This window comes from Paenibacillus sp. NPDC058367 (assembly GCF_042723305.1).
GTDB lineage: Bacteria > Bacillota > Bacilli > Paenibacillales > Paenibacillaceae > Paenibacillus_AQ.
The window spans coordinates 129,006-147,801 of sequence record NZ_JBHXIZ010000001.1 but is presented as its reverse complement, the minus strand read 5'-3'; the positions used below and the strand labels follow the sequence as shown (position 1 = coordinate 147,801).

General features: G+C 41.3%; 18 protein-coding genes. 15 read left to right on the top strand and 3 right to left on the bottom strand.

The window, feature by feature from the left end; all coding sequences use genetic code 11:
• The first annotated feature begins 232 nt into the window (after positions 1 to 232).
• From ACFWMP_RS00515 to ACFWMP_RS00495, 5 genes are all read left to right on the top strand, one after another.
• Positions 233 to 1,042 (top strand): alpha/beta fold hydrolase, encoded by an 810-nt coding sequence (locus tag ACFWMP_RS00515; protein ID WP_379421657.1) that lies wholly within the window; start codon positions 233 to 235, stop codon positions 1,040 to 1,042.
• A gap of 19 nt (positions 1,043 to 1,061) precedes the next feature.
• On the top strand, positions 1,062 to 1,496 hold the full coding sequence (locus ACFWMP_RS00510; RefSeq protein WP_379421656.1) for a YciI family protein: 435 nt from the start codon (positions 1,062 to 1,064) through the stop codon (positions 1,494 to 1,496).
• Positions 1,493 to 2,755 carry an RNA polymerase sigma factor gene (locus ACFWMP_RS00505; RefSeq protein WP_379421655.1) on the top strand — a complete coding sequence of 421 codons (1,263 nt, stop codon included), beginning with the start codon at positions 1,493 to 1,495 and terminating at the stop codon, positions 2,753 to 2,755. Before ACFWMP_RS00510 ends, ACFWMP_RS00505 begins: the two co-directional genes overlap by 4 nt.
• Before the next feature lie 51 nt (positions 2,756 to 2,806).
• The gene (locus ACFWMP_RS00500) at positions 2,807 to 3,148 is read left to right on the top strand and encodes a DUF1801 domain-containing protein (RefSeq protein ID WP_076285765.1); all 342 of its coding nucleotides are present in this window, start codon (positions 2,807 to 2,809) and stop codon (positions 3,146 to 3,148) included.
• A 151-nt stretch (positions 3,149 to 3,299) separates the two neighbouring features.
• Positions 3,300 to 3,836: a hypothetical protein gene (locus tag ACFWMP_RS00495; protein WP_379421654.1), complete on the top strand. Its 537-nt coding sequence runs from the start codon at positions 3,300 to 3,302 to the stop codon at positions 3,834 to 3,836.
• Between the two features lie 85 nt (positions 3,837 to 3,921).
• Here ACFWMP_RS00495 and ACFWMP_RS00490 read toward each other — a convergent pair whose 3' ends face one another.
• Positions 3,922 to 4,356 (bottom strand): MarR family winged helix-turn-helix transcriptional regulator, encoded by a 435-nt coding sequence (locus tag ACFWMP_RS00490; protein ID WP_341147681.1) that lies wholly within the window; start codon positions 4,354 to 4,356, stop codon positions 3,922 to 3,924.
• 275 nt (positions 4,357 to 4,631) lie between these two features.
• Here ACFWMP_RS00490 and ACFWMP_RS00485 point away from each other — a divergent pair, with 275 nt between their 5' ends.
• Positions 4,632 to 6,167 carry an MDR family MFS transporter gene (locus tag ACFWMP_RS00485; protein WP_076285763.1) on the top strand — a complete coding sequence of 512 codons (1,536 nt, stop codon included), beginning with the start codon at positions 4,632 to 4,634 and terminating at the stop codon, positions 6,165 to 6,167.
• Between the two features lie 195 nt (positions 6,168 to 6,362).
• Complete coding sequence (locus tag ACFWMP_RS00480; protein WP_339248053.1) at positions 6,363 to 7,016, top strand: hypothetical protein; 654 nt, start codon at positions 6,363 to 6,365, stop codon at positions 7,014 to 7,016.
• On the opposite strand, the gene ACFWMP_RS00475 is transcribed toward ACFWMP_RS00480, so the two are convergent.
• Positions 7,007 to 8,092, bottom strand: a complete 1,086-nt coding sequence (locus tag ACFWMP_RS00475) for a helix-turn-helix transcriptional regulator (RefSeq protein WP_042188064.1) — start codon at positions 8,090 to 8,092, stop codon at positions 7,007 to 7,009. The two genes, ACFWMP_RS00480 and ACFWMP_RS00475, sit on opposite strands and share 10 nt — an antisense overlap.
• 128 nt (positions 8,093 to 8,220) lie before the next feature.
• Here ACFWMP_RS00475 and ACFWMP_RS00470 point away from each other — a divergent pair, with 128 nt between their 5' ends.
• The 5 genes from ACFWMP_RS00470 to ACFWMP_RS00450 all read left to right on the top strand — a co-directional run bounded on the left by ACFWMP_RS00470 (position 8,221) and on the right by ACFWMP_RS00450 (position 14,748).
• A complete protein-coding gene (locus tag ACFWMP_RS00470; RefSeq protein ID WP_379421653.1) occupies positions 8,221 to 9,300 on the top strand; it encodes a saccharopine dehydrogenase family protein in 1,080 nt (359 codons plus the stop codon).
• 191 nt (positions 9,301 to 9,491) lie between these two features.
• A complete protein-coding gene (locus tag ACFWMP_RS00465) occupies positions 9,492 to 11,876 on the top strand; it encodes a polyprenyl synthetase family protein (protein WP_379421652.1) in 2,385 nt (794 codons plus the stop codon).
• A 145-nt stretch (positions 11,877 to 12,021) separates the two neighbouring features.
• Positions 12,022 to 12,837, top strand: coding sequence for a sugar phosphate isomerase/epimerase family protein (locus tag ACFWMP_RS00460; RefSeq protein WP_379421651.1), 816 nt, complete (start codon positions 12,022 to 12,024; stop codon positions 12,835 to 12,837).
• Positions 12,838 to 12,854: 17 nt separating this feature from the next.
• The gene (locus ACFWMP_RS00455) at positions 12,855 to 13,928 is read left to right on the top strand and encodes a Gfo/Idh/MocA family protein (protein WP_379421650.1); all 1,074 of its coding nucleotides are present in this window, start codon (positions 12,855 to 12,857) and stop codon (positions 13,926 to 13,928) included.
• A 13-nt stretch (positions 13,929 to 13,941) separates the two neighbouring features.
• The gene (locus tag ACFWMP_RS00450; protein WP_379421649.1) at positions 13,942 to 14,748 is read left to right on the top strand and encodes an alpha/beta fold hydrolase; all 807 of its coding nucleotides are present in this window, start codon (positions 13,942 to 13,944) and stop codon (positions 14,746 to 14,748) included.
• A gap of 50 nt (positions 14,749 to 14,798) precedes the next feature.
• On the opposite strand, the gene ACFWMP_RS00445 is transcribed toward ACFWMP_RS00450, so the two are convergent.
• Positions 14,799 to 15,554 (bottom strand): DeoR/GlpR family DNA-binding transcription regulator, encoded by a 756-nt coding sequence (locus tag ACFWMP_RS00445; protein WP_379421648.1) that lies wholly within the window; start codon positions 15,552 to 15,554, stop codon positions 14,799 to 14,801.
• A 184-nt stretch (positions 15,555 to 15,738) separates the two neighbouring features.
• Here ACFWMP_RS00445 and ACFWMP_RS00440 point away from each other — a divergent pair, with 184 nt between their 5' ends.
• The 3 genes from ACFWMP_RS00440 to ACFWMP_RS00430 all read left to right on the top strand — a co-directional run bounded on the left by ACFWMP_RS00440 (position 15,739) and on the right by ACFWMP_RS00430 (position 18,739).
• Positions 15,739 to 16,233, top strand: a complete 495-nt coding sequence (locus ACFWMP_RS00440) for an RNA polymerase sigma factor (protein ID WP_042188081.1) — start codon at positions 15,739 to 15,741, stop codon at positions 16,231 to 16,233.
• Between the two features lie 20 nt (positions 16,234 to 16,253).
• On the top strand, positions 16,254 to 17,726 hold the full coding sequence (locus tag ACFWMP_RS00435; RefSeq protein ID WP_379421647.1) for a DUF4179 domain-containing protein: 1,473 nt from the start codon (positions 16,254 to 16,256) through the stop codon (positions 17,724 to 17,726).
• A gap of 146 nt (positions 17,727 to 17,872) precedes the next feature.
• Positions 17,873 to 18,739 carry a carbohydrate ABC transporter permease gene (locus tag ACFWMP_RS00430; RefSeq protein ID WP_379423452.1) on the top strand — a complete coding sequence of 289 codons (867 nt, stop codon included), beginning with the start codon at positions 17,873 to 17,875 and terminating at the stop codon, positions 18,737 to 18,739.
• Positions 18,740 to 18,796 lie beyond the last annotated feature (57 nt).

Here is an 18,796-nt window from a genome sequence, read left to right as displayed (position 1 = left end):
ATAGTGTGAGGGAGGAGTTCTTCGGAACTTTTCCCTTTTTTCTTATATTGTGGATAGTGAAAATTTAAAACTTCAGAGAAGGATATTGACTTGATGAGCAAGAAATAAATGGTAGGATATAGTATTTATCTCATAAGAAATAAATTTTTAGGAATGTGTCGATTTCATCATCTTCCGTTCGTCGTTTAAATAGAAGTCCGGATATCAGACGTTAAAGCGAAGGAGAGATGAAATGCATTTAGTAACTTCAATGGATGGAACTAAGATTGCCTATGACAAAATGGGTCAAGGGCCAGCACTTATATTAGTGACAGGTGCATTTAGTTACCGAAAATTCCCAAGTCAGGTACAGTTAGCTGATCTGTTGTCTGAGAATTTCACAGTCTTCAATTACGATCGACGAGGTCGTGGCGATAGCGGAGACACTCAGCCATACGCAATAGCTCGTGAGATCGAAGATCTGCAGGCTATAATTAATGCGGCCGGAGGAGTGGCATATGTCTGGGGATTGTCTTCTGGAGCAGTTCTTGCTCTACAGGCAGCAGCGGATGGAGCAAATATTACAAAATTAGCTCTGCATGAGCCTCCAGTTGTTGTAAATGCTTCGGATCCCAAGCCGCCTCTAGATTTCGTAATTAATGTTACTGAGCTTATTGCTACAAATTGCCGATCTGAGGCAATTAAGTATTTTATGACTAAAGGTATGGGAGCACCTGCGTTTGTTGTTAAATTGATGCGCTTAATGCCAAGTGTATGGTCTAACCTAATGGCTGTAGCGCACACTCTTCCCTATGATGCTGTTTTATTGGATGGGTATATGGACGGAAAGCCGCTTCCTGCCACCTTGTGGAGCACAGTTACCATTCCAACGCTGGTCCTCGAAGGTACGGAGAGTCCTGTTGGCTTACGGCATGGTGCTCAGGCAATAGCTAAAGTACTACCTAATGCGAAACTATTAAGTAAAAAGGGGCTAGGTCATACGAAGAAACTCAATACAAGGATCATTTCAACTGAGCTTACTGCATTCTTTATGGAAAATTAAAAATAGGAGGGATACACCTATGAGATTTATGATGATTGTTAAAGCTACCACAGATTCAGAGGCGGGAAATATGCCTAGTCAAGAACTGATTGATGCTATGCAGAAGTATAATGAGGAATTGGTGAAAGCAGGTGTGTTGCTGGCAGGCGATGGATTGCAACCGAGTTCCAGTGGTATTCGAATTTCATATCCGGAAGCTGGCGGCAAACCGAAAGTTATGGATGGTCCGTTTACAGAAGCTAAAGAAATGATCGCTGGATATACGCTGATTGAGGTCAAATCAAGAGAAGAAGCCATTGAATGGGCTTTACGTATGCCGGACCCTCATGGATTTGGCCAAGGAGAGATTGAGTTAAGGCAGGTATTCGAGCCGGGGGAATTAATGGACGATCCCGAAACATTGGCGAAAGAAGTAGCACTTCGTAAACAGGTTGAGGAGCATAAGCAAACGTGAGTTTCTCCCATACGCATCGAACGATTGATACAATATGGCGAATGGAATCGGCAAAAATCATTGCGGGTTTAACGCGCATGGTACGGGACGTAGGTCTCGCAGAAGATCTTGCTCAGGACGCATTAGTAATTGCCCTTAATCGATGGCCAGAGACGGGGATTCCAGATCATCCAGGTGCTTGGCTGATGACCACCGCGAAACGGCGTGCGATTGATCTTATTCGCAGGACCAAGCTTCGAGATCAGAAATACGTAGAGGTTGCACATAGCATGGATTTATACACTGAGGTAGACATAGATGATGCGTTAGATGAGGAGATCAGTGACGACCTCCTTCGTCTGATCTTTATGACCTGTCATCCGGTGTTGTCACAAGATGCCAGAGTAGCCCTGACCCTTCGACTGTTATGTGGATTGACGACAGATGAAATCGCACGTTCTTTTCTAGTCGCCGAATCAACGATTGCTCAGCGAATTGTTCGGGCGAAGAGAACCCTAAGTGCTAACAAGGTTCCTTTTGAGGTACCCGTTCAAGAAGAGCTTAAAGACCGTTTGTCTACGGTGCTTGAAGTCCTTTACCTAATGTTTAATGAAGGATATTCTGCAACCTCTGGAGTGGATTGGATCCGTCCGCTGTTATGCCAGGAGGCGCTGAGATTAGGACGGGTACTAGCTGAGATTAACCCTTATGAACCTGAGGTTCATGGACTGGTCGCCCTTATGGAGATTCAAACCTCGCGTTTTAGGACAAGGGTTAATAGCAAAGGGGAACCTATTCTACTAATGGATCAAAACCGGGCACAGTGGGATCAATTACTGATCCGTCGTGGCCTGGCTGCTTTAGAGCGTAGCCGAAAGCTTGGTCGTCCGCCGGGACCTTACTCGCTTCAGGCTGCGATTTCTGCTTGTCATGCACAGGCGACTACTGCAGCAGAGACAGACTGGATCCGTATTTCTGCACTGTACGAAGCGCTCTCGAGAGTCATGCCTTCGCCGATTGTCGAATTAAACCGAGCGGTCGCCATATCCATGGCGTTCGGCCCAACCTTTGGACTGCAAATTGTGGATGAGCTAAATACTGAACCATCTATGAGGGAATATCATCTGCTGCCCAGCGTTCGTGGTGATCTTCTGCTGAAGCTGGGTCGATATGATGAGGCTCGTACAGAGTTTGAACGTGCCGCATCCTTGACTGGGAATGAACGTGAAAGGATTCTTTTGCTGAATCGGGCGGCAGCGTGTAACTTAGGAACATCGTAGTTAATTCAATATTATTTTAAACCGGTACGTACATAAAGGAGAGATAAAAAAATGAATCAAGAAGTCATCGATTTTATTGAAGCATTAAAAGAACCATGGCAGGTGGAGTTATCTACTAATCTTCGTGAGGTTGTTCACCAAGCAATCCCAGATGTACAGGAACGAATTCAGTATAAGAAGCCTCATTTTTTGAAAAATGGTAAATACGCAGCAGCTATTTCAACTTCAAAAGATGCGGTAAGCTTTGTTATTTTTAATACGAATGAGCTTGAGTTTCCAGAAGGGATATTCGAGGGCCCTCCGGAGAGAAAAACACTGAAACTACGAAAAGGGGATACAGTGGATACGGCTCAATTAGTGGCTTGGGTTAGCCAATCCTCAGCTTCCCTTTAATTGCAAGATTCATGATGTAGGACGGTATCTCAAAGTCATTTGACTTCATGGGATATCGTCTTTTTTGGACGAATTTGGCTCCATCAATACATAATCATTCAATAAATAGTGAAAAATACATCAAGAGCTAGCAATGAAGGGAATGAAACCCATGAAGATATTAAAACAAACTTGTTTGCTACTGCTTACGGTCCTTGCACTTAGTGCATGCTCAAGACCAGTAGCAGATAAATCCCAGCTACCACCTCCAACGGTTGTGCCAAGTGGAGCTGAGGAAAGATTTAGCCTTGAGGAACTTGCCACTTTGATTGGAAAAGAGGATGCTCAAGTTGTCCAAGCTCTCGGCAAAGGCGCACCTAATCGTAATGAAGGTACGAATTCTACTCTTTTATCCCGCGAATATAACGAGAAGATTGTGAATCACAAAGCAAATCTTCAGGTCTCCTATGATCACACTGGAAAAGTGATTGGAGAGACGATTCATTTTGAAGAAGCTACCAAGGAAAAATTAACGCAAGAGATAACGCAACAGCTTGGAGAGCTTACGACTAAGAGTGAAGGTAACACAGCAGATATAGAAAAAGAAGGCGAAGGTACAAACTTTCGTAGGGTATGGCAGACGGATAATGCCAAAATTTCTTTAATTGAATCCAATGGAAAGCTGTCTATTTCCATAGATACGAAGTAACATTCGAATAATGTGAGAAAAAAAAGGACAATACCCATTGTAATTAGACAATGGGTATTGTCCTTTTTTGATGAATAATTAAGGCTTAAGTAGAAGAATTATTGTTTGTTGCGGAGCTTAGACGATGAATTTGCTCTTCCAGAACCGCACTTGCTTTGCCAACAAATTGTGTAATAAGTTCAAGCTCTTCATCCGAGTAGGTGGAAGCTAATTTAAGCATCTCGGCATGCAGGGGAAGGTAGGCATTCCCGACCTCATTATTTTCATACAAAGGGACAATAATTACCTTACGACGGTCACTGGGGTCATTTTGTCTGCGAACAAAACCGTTATTTTCAAGTCGATCAATTAATGCCGTAACACTGCCTGTAGCCAGTCCGGTTAGCTTGGACAGTTCACCAGCGGTGATGGGACCTCTTTCATGGAGGATATCTATGGATAGATAATCATTATTATATAACCCAAGTGATGCTGCCACATTTTGCTGATATAGTATCGTTCGACTTCCTAGGCCCCGCATACGCAAGGTGAAGTCTTCCTGCTGATTTTTCACTTGATTGTGTCGATCTCTTGACAAAAGAGAGCCCTCCTTTTAAAATATTTATATCTTGATAATCGAGATATTAGACAATTAAGATACTCGATAAACGTGCGATTAATTGAATTCATTTTATCGGAATTATTAAAGTTTTGCAAAAGGTAATGCATCAAGAAGTTTAGAGAGAGGTTGGTGTGCGATCTTATAACGATAAGATTAAATTCGAAATTAAGGAAAAGTGGAGGGAACAAAAGAGAATGGTAAAGAACTTGGAGAAGAAAAATAATGTAGGGATTATTATAGCGGCTCTATTACTGGCCACACTTATGGCATCCATGGATAACACTATATTAGCAACTGCAATGGGAACAATCGTAGGGGAACTTGGCGGTTTTGACAAACTGATGTGGGTGACTTCTGCTTATATGATAGCTGAGATGGCAGGAATGCCGATTTTCGGAAAATTATCGGATATGTATGGCCGCAAGCGTTTCTTTATTTTCGGAATTATTGTATTTATGATCGGATCTGCTTTATGTGGTACCGCAAACTCTATAGTTCAGCTGAGTATTTATCGTGCGATTCAGGGTATTGGTGGAGGGGCACTGGTTCCAATTGCGTTCACCATCATGTTCGATGTGGTTGCTCCGGAAAAACGGGGGAAGATCGGTGGATTATTCGGAGCAGCTTATGGTATATCAAGTATTTTCGGACCCCTTATTGGCGCTTACATAGCGGATTACATTCATTGGTCTTGGGTCTTTTACATCAACTTACCTATAGGTGTTATTGCCTTCTTTTTGATTGCTTTCTTCTACAAAGAGTCTGTTGAGCATTCCAAGGAAAAGATCGATTACCTAGGTGCGTTTACACTTGTAGCTTCCATCCTATGTCTCATGTTTGCGATTGAGCTGGGTGGTAAAAAATATGCTTGGGACTCTGCTATGATTTTAGGATTGTTCTTAGCTTTTGTAGTGTTTATCGTGGGATTTATTTTTATCGAACGTCGTGCAGAAGAACCCATCATTACTTTCGGCATGTTCAAGAATCGTCTTTATTCTACGAGTAATGTTATGGCTATATTTAGTGGAGCAGCATTTATTACAGCCTCGGTGTACATTCCAATCTACATTCAAGGGGTGCTTGGCGGCTCAGCAACGAATTCGGGTCTTGTTCTACTTCCTATGATGCTCGGCTCCGTTATCACTGCAGCGGGGGGCGGATTCCTGCTCTCGAAGTTCAATTATCGCGCCATCATGATATCGACGTTAATACTGCTTGTTTTAGGTATCGCCTTGCTAACCACATTAACACCAGATTCTTCACGGTTCATGGTCACCATATTTATGTTTCTAGTAGGTCTTGGAATAGGTTCTTCATTCTCTGTTCTAAGTAACGCAGCCATTCATGGATTTACAGCAAGGCAGCGTGGGTCCGCAAGTTCGACACTTAGTTTTACAAGGGAGCTGGGAATGACACTCGGCATAACAGTATTCGGTATTATCCAAAGTCATGTGTTTTCGAATAAATTAGCATCCATGTTCAGTAGCAGTGGTGCAACACCTATAGGGGTAAATTTAAGCGATCCAAGTACTATTTTGACTCCGGATACTCGTGAGAAAATCCCTACGGAAGTTCTTGATAAGATTACAGAGGGATTATCCTCATCGCTTGTTCACACTTTTGCATGGGCAATTATTCCGTCTGTTATAGCTCTACTGGCTGCATTTGTGATGAGTAAGGAAAAGTTTGATCCGGCTTCTGAATTGGGAGAGTATACGGCTTCGCATTAAAGGATGGCTGCTTTGCAATATTAACGAATGCACTAGTGAAATGTTACATTTAAACAGATTGAGCCCTCTATTCATAGGTGCTCAGTCTATTTTTTTAAATAATTATTTACATTATATTCCTATTGTAATATTATCAAATTTGACGATTGTAAAATTAGATGATATTAGAATTAATTGAAGGTAGGAGGATTTTTCGTGTCAATTGTAGGTATTTTGGGAGTGGTTCACGATGATGAACTTAGGCAAAAATATCATTTTTCTTTAGAGTTCATAAAGGATTTAATTTTAGAGTTTAATCCAGATATTATTTGTGGAGAAGTCCTTCCTAGTAGTTGGGAACATTATAAGAAGGACAGTAATTACCGTGGATATTGGGGAGAACCTGCAAGTGAATATTGGGATCTCATTTTTCCTTTGTGTAAAGAAGAGAATTATGAATTTGTCCCTATTGATTGGGTTGAATTGGATGTTTGGACAGATTTTGATCCTTTTAATAGCTATAAAGAAGATCAGAGAAAAGAATTGGAATATGAGTTAGAGCAATGGTTTCAAAGACAGCTTTCAACAGTGGATTCAAGTGCAATTCCCTTTAATTCATTAGAATATGACACTATTACAAGACAGAAGTATGAATGGTTAGAACGAATCAATCCTCAAGCGCATCAGTTCAGGTGGTTGTGTAGACATCTTATAATGATTCAACGAATCAAAAATGCCATAAAAGGCCACTCAGAGAAAAGAATCTTGTGTATTGTAGGTGCAGACCATAATCATTCGTTATATGAAGGACTAATTACAGAGAAGGACATACAACTTGTATATCCTTTATCTCGGATTACTCAAGCTTGAGCAATATTGTAGCGTGAATGCAAATACCAAATAAGTTCTCTACGGCTGCTGACATTTGCTTTGCTAAAAATGGACTTTAAATGATCCTGGACGGTGTATGCAGAAATATGCAGTGCAGAAGCCAATTCTTTAGTGGATAATCCTCGAATTACTCCGTGTAATAGCTGTTGCTCACGTTCCGTCAAACCATAAGCTTCAGCAATGATGGGGAGCATGTCAGCAGGACGCGCGGGTTCGAATGAAATGGCAATTTGGTTCTGACCGTTGGAAGCCTTAAGAAGACTTGCCCGAACGACTAAATAGGGCCCCTCAGTCATACGAATGCATGCCTTCGCTATCCCCATAGATTCGGAAGGGCTGTTTAACGCTTGCGTGCTTACAGCACGGATTGGACGAGGTAGAACATGAGCCTCAATCATTTCCAATGAGCGGAGTTTGCCTAACCAGCGATCCGCTGTGGGATTGGAAGAGAGAAGAGCCAAGTCATCAGATAAAACTGCAATGCCGGAACCGTAATGATCTTCAAGCCAAGTCTCATCTTTCTCTGGAAGCTCAAGACTGAAAGCCCGCATTCTAGCTGCAATCAGAGGGATGAGCGAGGTGATCCAATCACATTCCTCTTGTGAGAATTTCGATTGATCTGTATTCCTGTACAGCGTCAAATATCCCCAACAAGATTCGCCAAGAATAAGGACTGCACGTAGTTCATCCCCAAAACCTGCAGGAGACAATACCTTTCGATAGCGTGTACACCGCTCGGGTTTCTGCTTGGTCGCCTCATATATTGTAGCGACGAGGAGTTTGTTATGAACCATTTGCTCATAGGTGTTAACATCATCCTGACCGTATTCGATCTGGAACAAGTGGGGATGAATGGATTCTACATTGTCTTCAGTAACCGCACCTGTCGAAAGCAATGTCTGTGGATCAACATGAGTACAGCAGGCAGCATCAAAGGGAACTGCTTCACGTAAAAGAGTCAGCAAGGAAGTACGGTAGTTGTGAGATGAATCAGTAACCATACCTAGTTTAACGATTTGTTTCTTTATTAGAATGAATTGTTTATTGGTATTCATTGAGTAGCCCTCTAGTCCTTAATGGATTATATCAACTCCCACATTTGTGGGATAGTGAACGGAAGCGAAATCCGTATAATTGAGAATGATTCTTAATCAACTCTATTATATAGGATGCGGTGATAAAAATGCAGGGAAAAGAAGATATTGTTGTCGTTGGTGGTTATGGACATGTAGGGCGTACCATATGCGAAATATTAGAGAAGAAGTATCCAGGTAAAGTATTTGCTGCAGGGAGAAGTCTTGAAAAAGCAGAGCGGTTCTGTCAATATACCCACGGCAGGATCAAGCCGTTACAGTTAGATATTAATAAGCCGATACCTCCACATTTACTAGATCAAGTGAAGCTAATCATCATGTGTTTGGATCAAACGAATACGGATTTTGTAAAAGCCTGCTTTCGTAGCGGTACGTATTATGTGGATGTATCAGCGAGCGGTCCGTTTTTATCTCAAATTGAGGTGTTATACGAAGAGGCTGCACGACATGGATCTAGTGCCGTTCTTAGTGTAGGGCTTGCACCCGGCATAACCAATCTAATGGCTCTTGAAGCGGAAAGATTGATAGAACAGACGGAGGACATCGAAATCGCGATTATGCTCGGACTTGGTGATTCTCATGGTAAGGCGGCGATCGAATGGACAGTGAATAGTTTAGGAGAAAAGTTTGAAGTTAAGCAGAAGAATCGTCAGGTAGAGGTAGAGAGCTTCACCGATAGAAAGTCATATCACTTTGGTGACGATTTAGGGAATCGCCATGCCTATCGTTTCCCATTCTCAGATCAACAGACGCTTGCCCGAACGCTCAAAGCATCGTCCATCTCCACACGATTTTGTCTGGACTCAGTTTTCGTTACTAAAATGCTGGCTATAGCCAAAAAAACAGGAGCCGTTCGTTTGTTAAAGACAAGCTGGGTGAACAGGTGGATGGTTAGTGCTATGGAGCGGCTGCATATTGGGAGCGACCAGTTCGCTATCAAGGTTGAGGCTCGTGGAAGAAATCGAGAGGGGAAGCCAATGCATGCTGATTTAATATTGCAAGGAAAGAATCAATCCATCATCACTGCAAAAGTGACAGCAGCAGTATCAAAGCTCCTCTATGATTCTTCATTTCCAGGCGGCGTTTATCATATCGAGCAGATAACAGATTTAGCATATATACAAAAGGAATTAGGATCGACGCTCTCGCTAAAGATCCAAGTAAAGTAGCATAATGCAGATTAATCTAAATAGAATAATTTGTGTATAGTTATTTTGAAAGAAGCTTGATTAGTCAAGCTTCTTTTTCGTAACCCAAAAGAGTTTTGACCGTATTAACTGATGAACATTTCATTCAGGAAGAAATTCTGTTCTTCCCTAATGGGTCATGTTAACAAAAAGAGAAGTTGAGGTCATCACCTATGAATGAAAAATTTACAGATTACGCCGATACAGGATATTCGATTGCTGAGCAGAAGGCAGCTCAGTATTTTGCATCTCTTCGTGAACAGTTCAAAGAAAAAACTTATGTGTCTACCTTAATTGAAGATTTTCAATTGTGGAAGAAGAACCATATTCATCGCCGTTCATGGTTGTCCTTTTTATCAAGAGGCAAGAGGAAACCTGATTCTCAGGATTATCATAGATATCTAGGATGGCTGAATCAGACCGGTAAATTGGATGATTATTTGGATCGAAGTGTTTCCTATCTTTACATGAGAGATCTGGGGCAAGCTTTGGATTCGCCGAATACACAGCTCCGGATTAAGCGTATGGTTGCCGATATTAGAAATCAGATGATTCTTCCAGGCTCCACAAGTTCGGAGGATCAGTCAGATTTCATGAATTTCACCGGGATTTACCGTTGGGCTCAGAAGGAAGGCGTTGAAACGGCCACGATTTGGGTGATAGACAAACTTAAGCGGGTATCAGCACATCTTCCGAAGGAAATGAATCCCGAGCAAGCACAGCGTAAATTAATCAAGATCATTATTGGGGTGATTCTCCATGTGATGGAAGAGATGGACGATGACGTACCACCTGTGGAGCGATCCAAGAGGATTGGTGAAGCCATTAGACTTGGTTATTCATATGGCCTAACTTATCCATTCATTGATGATCTCCTTGATTCCAGTGTCTTAACCGACCAAGAGAAAGAACAGTATTCTCATATGATACGCACTGCGATCCTTAATAGAGTTGTACCGGAATTGGGTGAATGGTCCGGAGAGAACATGCCGTTCATTCGATTTGTACATTCGGAGCTCAAGGAGGCTTTTGAGTATATTAGAGGGTATCAGCGGGAAGAAATGCAGGATGCATTTTTCGAGCAGTCTTTTGTATTTTTCCATTCTCAGGAATTGGATCGTATGAAGGATCTTTCTAACTCTGAATACAGCAATGAAGAGCTTTTCATACCCATCATTTTAAAATCCTCTTCTTCCCGTTTAATTGTCCGATCCGTAATTAGTGCTCCAGCAGATGACGGATTTGATCAACATACCTTTTTCTATGGGTTATATAATCAGCTGGCTGATGATTTTGCGGATATGTTTGACGATATGAAAGCGGGAGCGGTAACCCCCTATACTTATTATTTAAAATACCGTAGTCAACGTACAGATCTGATCAATCCTTTTGAATTATACTGGACGGTCATTTCCCATTTAATACACACTGTGTATCGCTCTGATCCTAAAACCCGTGAAGTAATATTAGATCGCGCCATTAATGGACTCAAGCGATGTAAAGAACGTGTAGGAAATGAGAAGTATAAAGAGATCATGGAGATTTTTGCTTCTGGTCAACCAGCGTTTAATCGGCTTGTCCAGCAGATGGTGCAGAAAGCGGACGATGTGGATTTTTTCGATAAACTGCTTCGGGATCAGTTGCTTTTGAATCTAAAAAACAGCAAGAAGGAAAAAGTGGAATTTCGAGATACGATCCAAAAGGTCCGCGATCAAATCAATAAACAATTGCTGATAGCCAAGCCAGACGGGACGCCAGAAATGAAAGAGTTGCTTATTGATGCGGCTAATTATAGTCTAGCAGGCGACGGCAAGCGGATAAGACCTATATTGACTTGGGTCATGGGTGTTAACGAATATGGTCTAGATGCATCCGCAATTGTGCCGCTTCTGAGATCTTTGGAATATATGCATACCGCTTCTCTAATCTTTGATGATCTTCCATCCCAGGATAATGCCTCAACCCGAAGAGGTCGTGCAACTCTACACGAAATGTATACTAGTTCAACGGCGGAGTTAACCGGACTATTTCTGATTCAGAAGTCGATCGAGGAACAGGCGTCACTTCATTCTTTTGATGCAAAAGCAGTGCTAGCCTTGATGCAATATTCAGCCCAAAAAGCAGAAGATACATGTATGGGTCAGGCAATGGATCTGAATTCTAAGGGAAAAGCATTGACGCTAGAGCAATTAAATATGATTTGCTTTTATAAGACCGGAATTGCATTTGAAGCTTCACTAGTGATGCCAGCGATTCTGGCTCAGGTTAAGAAATCTGAAGTTCTGGCTTTGAAAAAATTTGCCTATCATGCGGGGATTGCCTTTCAGATTAAAGATGATTTGCTCGATTTGGAAGGAGATCATCATTTACTAGGTAAGCCGATAGGTCAGGATGTGGAGAATAACAATTCAACGTTTGTATCTATTCTTGGTGCTGACGGCGCAAGAAAAGAGATGTGGGAACACTACTGTCTCGCTATGGAAGCGTTAAAGGAGATCCCTCGTAATATTGCTTTTCTGAAGCATTTATTGAATTACATGATTAATCGAAATCGATAATTGTTTGTAGAGTGTTGGCATTATTGCCAACACTTTTTTATATTTTTATGCAGATCATTAGATCTTTTTGATAATTGAATTTTATTGTTTATAATCGAAATTACGTGTATGATGAAGTTGAAAATAGATAAAGGAGGTGTAACTTGTGAAGCTAGGAATTTTCTCGAAAGTATACTTGAACTATGAACTGGAGATCGCCTTACACAAAATCAAAGCGCAAGGCATGAGTAGCGTTCAATTCAATTTTGCTAATGTAGGACTGGAAAGCTTGCCTAAAGAGATTAGTCAGGAGACCATCCATCAAATCAGAGAAGCAGTAATGAACAGTGGAGTTAGCATTGCTGTGATCTCAGGAACGTTTAATACGCTAGAGCTAAATGAGGAGAAGAAAGTTGAAAATCAGCAGCGTTTTAAAAATGTAGTTGAGGCTGCAGCTGCATTAGCTGTTCCGTATGTTTCGATTTCTACGGGTAGTTTGAACCAAGAAGATTTCTGGAGTTCTCATCCTGACAATCATACAGTGAGGGCATGGTCACTATTGCATGAAAGTCTTGCGTGGATGCTGAAAATTGCAGAAGACAACCAAAGAACGCTAATATTTGAACCTGAACAAGCCAATGTGGTGAGTACGGCAGAAGATGCTTTGAGACTATTACAAGATCTAGATTCACCTTATCTTAAGGTTTTGTATGATGCAGCAAATCTAGTAACCCCACAGGATCATAAGGACCTCTTAGGTAAGATTTCAAAAACGCTAACAGCGCTGAAGAAGCACATTGCCATTGCGCATTGCAAAGATGCTTTTGTATCCGAAGAGAAGATCACTTTTGCACCGGTGGGAAAAGGAAACTTGCCCTTAAAGGAATATCTAAATGAATTAAGTAAGGTTTATGACGGTCCTGTTATTATGCATGGGTTAGCTGAGGACGATGTAGCACTTGCTTTGAATTTCTTTAACTAGAATAGGAGGACATGAATATGAAAAAGGAAAACCAATTGTTGAACATCGGCGTATTAGGTTGCGGTCAGATTTCACAAGCGGCGCATTTTGACGCTATAAGGCGTTCACGTAATGCTCACCTTTACGCAATATGCGATGTAGACGAATACTTACTTCGAAGAATGAATGCTATCTATGAACCTGACAAGGTATATATGGATTATGATCAAATGCTGTCGGACCCTAGCGTAGATGCTGTAGTTATTGGGATTGCCGATCAATTTCATGTGGAGGCAGCTAAACAAGCGGTGCGTGCAGGTAAACATGTCTTGGTAGAAAAGCCTCTAGGTGTATCCATCGAAGAAGTGGAAGAATTAAAAGAGCTAGTGGATCGTACCGATCTCAAAGTGCAAGTGGGGAATATGAAGAGATTTGACCCCGGTATAGTAGCAGCTAAAGAGTTTGTAGATCATGAAATGGGTGAGATTATTGGCCTAAAAGCTTGGTATTGTGATTCCACCTATCGGTATACCGTTACCGAGAATGTTCAGCCAGTGATTATATCCGGTAAAAATATAAAGAGACCTGCTGGAGATCCAAAAGCGAACAAGGAACGCTATTATATTTTAGGTCATGGAAGCCATTTGTTCGATACCGCAAGATATCTAGGTGGAAATATTGTAAGTGTGAAAGCATGGAATACGCAAAAGTTCGGTGCCTATTGTTGGTTTATTACTGCGGAGTTTGAAAGCGGCTTTGTAGCTCAATTGGATTTGACCATTGCGGTTCGGATGGATTGGCATGAAGGATTCCAAATTTATGGTGAATTCGGATCAGTAGTAGGAAAGACATACAACCCGTGGACATTAAAATCAAGCGATGTAGAAATTTTCAAAGCTAGTGATAACAGCTACCATAGACCGCTTGGAGCAGATGGTCATTTTTATAGATTGCAGATTGAAGGTTTTGCAGATTCAATTCTGCATAATAAGCCAGGTGTAGGTGCAACGATTGAAGACGGGATTGCTACGATGAAAGCGATGCTCGCTGTTGAAGAATCGGTGAAGACCGGAAATACGATTTATCTAAGTGACGTTTCTGGTCCTTTGTAAAGGAGGGGAGAATATGCCTTACTTTACCTACGAGCACATTCGATTTTATTATGAAGATGATGGAGAGGATGGAGAGCCGTTTATTTTTCTTCATGGTCTGGGCGGTGACGTTAATCAAACTTTCGGTTTAATGAAGCAATCAAATCACATCCGAAGGGTTTCACTAGATTTTCGAGGTCATGGAAAGACTGTGGCGTTCGGCCATGCGGATGATTTTTCTTTTAAACAATTCGCCGAAGATGTGATGGCTTTAGCGGAATACCTTCATATCAGTCAATTCAATATTGGGGGGATTTCCACAGGTGCTGGGGTGTCGCTTCATTTGGCATTGAGGTACCCGGATAGCGTTAAGAAGCTTATTTTGTCACGTCCAGCTTGGGAAGATAAACCGCAAGAGAAGTTGGTTCGTGAAGCTTTTGCAAGAATTCATGATGTACTGCAGGATACAGATCCTCTGACTGCCCAAAATAGATACGAAAATTCAGAGGTCTATAAATCCATAAATTCATTATCTACTTATGCGGGTGAATCCCTATTAGGGCAGTTTAAATATCCTTATGTAAAAGAAACCTCGATGAAGTTTGTGAAGCTGCCAATGGATTGTCCTAATCATGATCGTGAGGCTTGGAAGAACTTAAAGCTGCCCACATTGATCCTTGCTAGTCAACTTGACCCTATTCATCCATACACCTACGGGAGATTACTCTCAGAATATATCCCAAACGCTAAATTTATTGAGATTACTTCGAAAACGATCAATAATAAGCAACATAATCAAGATTCTTATGAGGCTATTGAGAGCTTTTTAAATGAAAGATGAGCACAAGCTTCAAAGGTGTTCATCTTTTTTTGTACAAATTTAGAAAGTATCTATACTGTAATTACGTTAACGCCGAGTTTGTTATATGTATCAACAATTTTATTGTCTACTGTACCTTCAGTGATTAAATAGTCTAACGCGGATACCTTGGCTACAAAAAAAGTGGATATTTTCTCCAGCTTTTCTTTCGTAGCTATGGCGATAACCATGGAAGATTGTTCAAAAAGTTGATTCTTAATAATGGATTCCTCATAAGAGGGAACAGTTATGCCCACCTTTGAATCCAGCGTGGATACGCCAAGGATTGTTAGATCTAAATGAATTTGTTGTATCGCTCTAAGCGTTGCGGCTCCGAATAAGACTTGGTTCTTTTTATCGAGGTCGCCACCTAACAAGGTTATACTAGCTTTGGACAGCCGGCACAGCGATAACGCAATTGAGGGGGAATTGGTTATAATTCTTCCATCAAAATGCTCAGGGATGTTCTCAGCTACTTTTAAATTTGTGGACCCGCCATCAATAAAAATAACCTTTGCATTCTCAATAAGTGTGCAAGCTCGTTTAGCTAGGTCAGCTTTGGTCTGGCTATTAAATTCTACACGTGAATTGAAATCTTTCATGTCACTAATAAGGCTATGAGCACCACCATGAATTCGTTTGAGAAGTCCCAGCTTCGACAAGCTTTGTAAATCTTTTCGTATGGTATCTTCTGTTACATTTAATTCCTGTGTTAATTCTTGGACAACGACGCGGCCTTCGGTCTCTACTTTTTTTAGGATATACGCCTGTCTGTCAGCTTTTAGCACTGATCCACCTCTTTTCACAAAATGCTCTAAAGGTTGTACTTAACGTTACTATTTTACTACATATGAAATGAATTTGAAAAAAATCAATCGTTTTTACGTTCAACTCCGTCTTACTTATAGATATATGAGGTGGATGCATCTTCCTGATAGAAGATAGAGGGGGTGGTGGAAGGTGGAAAACACAATGGATGAAGTCAGAATGGTAGATTTTGCGCAAATGGATGAAGAAGCTTTTTTTAGTCGATTGTATGTGGAGCATCGAAAAATGTACGCTATTGCCTACAGTTATTTACGAACAGAGGCAGACACGCTGGAGGTGATCCAAGAAGCGTCATGCAGGGCATGGATGAAACGTAAAAAATTAAAGGATGAACAGTCCTTCACACCTTGGCTGATCCGAATAACGATCAATTGTTGCATGGATGAGCTACGGCGCAAAAAGCGTGTGATTGTAGCGGAGAAGCTGGTGGAGGAAGCGGCACAGGAAATGAAGAGTAATGACCGAATTGACCTGGAGCGTGCGATGAATCGGATAAAACCTAAATACCGGCATGTCGTAACGCTGAAATACTACCATGACATGACCACTGTTGAAATTGCCAAAGTACTAAAAAGGCCAGAAGGTACGATTAAGACTTGGCTGCGCGAAGGACTCAAACAGCTTCGAAGTTATCTATAGCGATATTGGAGGTGAATGGAATGACAGAAAAAGAAGAACGTATTCTACGTAAGAACATCGATGATATGCAACAGAATGTCGAAACAATACAGGAGATGAAAATCTACAACGCTATGAAAAAGGGAATTGTGGAAGGGAAGAAGCGAGAAAAACGACGCATCTATACTACAGGTATGGGCGTGGTTGCAGCTGCAGCGGTTGCGTTACTGTTTACATACTCAACAATCGGATTACCGAATAAGGGAGTGGCACAACCTTCAGTACAATCGGCAAGCACTAAAAACACGGATAATTTCAAAGCTTATCGCTCGTTCTCAAGGTTAGAGCCTGCGCTAGCCAGTGCTCTTGAGCAGAATCTCGTTGTGCCGGTCGGTCAAAGTGCGGAAAACAAGGGTTACCGGATAGATGTGACAGGTGCCGTTACAGATGGGCGGAAGGTTTATGTTTTATACAGTGTTCAGAACAATACGGACGAAGTAGTTATACACGCGGATTTTGAGCTTAAATTTGAAGGGATACAGGAGTCGCCTCTTCACAAAGGCGCATCATTAAGTATGCTCGCTAACGAGAGCCGAATTCAACCTGGGCAGTCTATGGATTTTATATACTCCACTAAACTTTCACCATTGGTAAAATATCCAAATAAAGTAAACTATAATATAATTCTTACCGAAACTTCAGATAAGGCTCTCCTATCCAGTAGTAATAAGTATCGGACTAGCCTAGATGTTGCTTTCGAGCTTGATCCTGACATGCTTAAAGCACAGGAACGAATGCTGGATACAGACGGAACACTGACAGTGGACGGGCAAAAGATTAAAGTGAATCAAGTTCAATATACTCCGCTTAGCACTTATGTAGATCTGGAGTATGATCAAAATAATGATAAACAAATTTTTCAATTAATTAATCCAGTACTGATTAGTAAAAAAGGGGAAGCAGTTGAGAAGTTGTATTACCCCGATATCATCAATTCTGACAATTCCGAAGTCTACTCTGACAACTCCAAGTTCACGTTAGTGTTCAAGAATAGTAAGGGCAGCCAGCAGCCGGATTCTGTGACGTTGAAAGCATTCGGAATTTCGGCAGTCGAAAAGGATCAAATGAAAATTGTCGTGGATCTTAACAAATATCAGCTTATTGAAGCGCCCGGAACTGGACTTGAGTTAGTCACGCCAAAGCAAGAGAATAACGTAGAGGAAGGAGAAATCCTCTTAATTCGTAATATTGAGAATGCTCAATATTTAGAAGGCTCTACTAGACTTGCTGAGACTTTTACTGACGCAAAAGGGAAGGTATATAATAGAGCACCTTCCACAAGTAGCTTCAGCAGCTATACGACTTCTAAGGATGGCTCAGCCGTGAACGAGTTTGGATATAATTTTGGCACGGATGCGAAGAACTATCCTCAGCCATTAACGATTACGTTAGAGAGATATATAAATCCAATTATGGATACGCAGGCTGTGGAGCTGTACTCGATTAACCGTTGATATTTCATCAACGGTTTTTTTGTGTTCTCTGAGAATTCATTCTTTGAAATTTAAGAAATACTTAATATATACCGTACTTCTTTTTAAAAAGTTTTACCTATTCTAAGTACAGGAAGGAGGTTATTGAAAGAATGATAAACCCAAGTATGAAGAAATGGCTCCGAAAGGATGTTTCAGCGGCAATAATATTCCTGTCACCAAGCGGTATCGGCTTCGCGATGTTTTACCTTATACCGTTTGTTATGGGAGTATTCTATTCTTTTATGGACAGCACGATCGAGGGCCATTTTGTAGGGTTTGATAATTACCGAGAGCTGCTAGATAGCGATTCTTTCCGTAAAGCAGCATCTAATACATTTTATTTTAGCGTGATAAGTGTTCCACTAATGCTTGTACTCTCGTTAGGATTAGCAATGCTATTGAATAAAAATACATATCTTCGGAATTGGCTGAGGACTGGATACGTGTTGCCGCTTGTCGTACCTGTCGCCTCCATCATTCTGATCTGGCAGATGCTCTTCGATTGGAATGGCTCGCTTAACGCCTGGCTGAACAACTTCGGTATCGGTCGTGTGGATTGGATGAAGACGGATGCAGCTAGAAATGTAATCATTGTTGTTTATTTATGGAAGAACATTGGTTATAACGTGATTTTATTCTTGGCGGGATTGCAGCAAATTCCAAAGGATTATTATGAAACAGCTCAAATTGAAGGTGCTGGACGATTACGGCAGTTTCGCAGTATTACGCTTGTCTATCTAACCTCTTCGATGTTTTTTGTAATCATCATGTCGATCATTAATTCATTCAAAGTGTTTCGAGAAACGTATTTGATCGCAGGCGAGTATCCGCATGACAGTATCTACATGCTGCAGCATTATATGAACAATATGTTCATGTCGCTCGATGTTCAGAAGCTGACTGCCGCGGCGACCTTAATGTTTGGTTGTATTTTATTGATCGTGTTGGGATTGTTTGCATTTGAACGGAGGCATAGACAATTCATGGAATAGGGGTGAAAAGGTTGTGCCAGTTGTCAAAGTGTTGCGAAAAGGGACATTAACATTCGT

What these genes read in the sequence shown, in the direction of transcription:
- ACFWMP_RS00495 (WP_379421654.1), top strand. Translation starts at nt 3,300, where the DNA reads ATGAAGATATTAAAACAAACTTGTTTGCTACTGCTTACGGTCCTTGCA.
- ACFWMP_RS00510 (WP_379421656.1), top strand. Translation starts at nt 1,062, where the DNA reads ATGAGATTTATGATGATTGTTAAAGCTACCACAGATTCAGAGGCGGGA.
- ACFWMP_RS00470 (WP_379421653.1), top strand. Translation starts at nt 8,221, where the DNA reads ATGCAGGGAAAAGAAGATATTGTTGTCGTTGGTGGTTATGGACATGTA.
- ACFWMP_RS00430 (WP_379423452.1), top strand. Translation starts at nt 17,873, where the DNA reads ATGAAGAAATGGCTCCGAAAGGATGTTTCAGCGGCAATAATATTCCTG.
- ACFWMP_RS00435 (WP_379421647.1), top strand. Translation starts at nt 16,254, where the DNA reads ATGACAGAAAAAGAAGAACGTATTCTACGTAAGAACATCGATGATATG.
- ACFWMP_RS00490 (WP_341147681.1), bottom strand. Translation starts at nt 4,356, where the DNA reads ATGCGGGGCCTAGGAAGTCGAACGATACTATATCAGCAAAATGTGGCA.
- ACFWMP_RS00500 (WP_076285765.1), top strand. Translation starts at nt 2,807, where the DNA reads ATGAATCAAGAAGTCATCGATTTTATTGAAGCATTAAAAGAACCATGG.
- ACFWMP_RS00475 (WP_042188064.1), bottom strand. Translation starts at nt 8,092, where the DNA reads ATGAATACCAATAAACAATTCATTCTAATAAAGAAACAAATCGTTAAA.
- ACFWMP_RS00515 (WP_379421657.1), top strand. Translation starts at nt 233, where the DNA reads ATGCATTTAGTAACTTCAATGGATGGAACTAAGATTGCCTATGACAAA.
- ACFWMP_RS00455 (WP_379421650.1), top strand. Translation starts at nt 12,855, where the DNA reads ATGAAAAAGGAAAACCAATTGTTGAACATCGGCGTATTAGGTTGCGGT.
- ACFWMP_RS00485 (WP_076285763.1), top strand. Translation starts at nt 4,632, where the DNA reads ATGGTAAAGAACTTGGAGAAGAAAAATAATGTAGGGATTATTATAGCG.
- ACFWMP_RS00450 (WP_379421649.1), top strand. Translation starts at nt 13,942, where the DNA reads ATGCCTTACTTTACCTACGAGCACATTCGATTTTATTATGAAGATGAT.
- ACFWMP_RS00440 (WP_042188081.1), top strand. Translation starts at nt 15,739, where the DNA reads ATGGATGAAGTCAGAATGGTAGATTTTGCGCAAATGGATGAAGAAGCT.
- ACFWMP_RS00465 (WP_379421652.1), top strand. Translation starts at nt 9,492, where the DNA reads ATGAATGAAAAATTTACAGATTACGCCGATACAGGATATTCGATTGCT.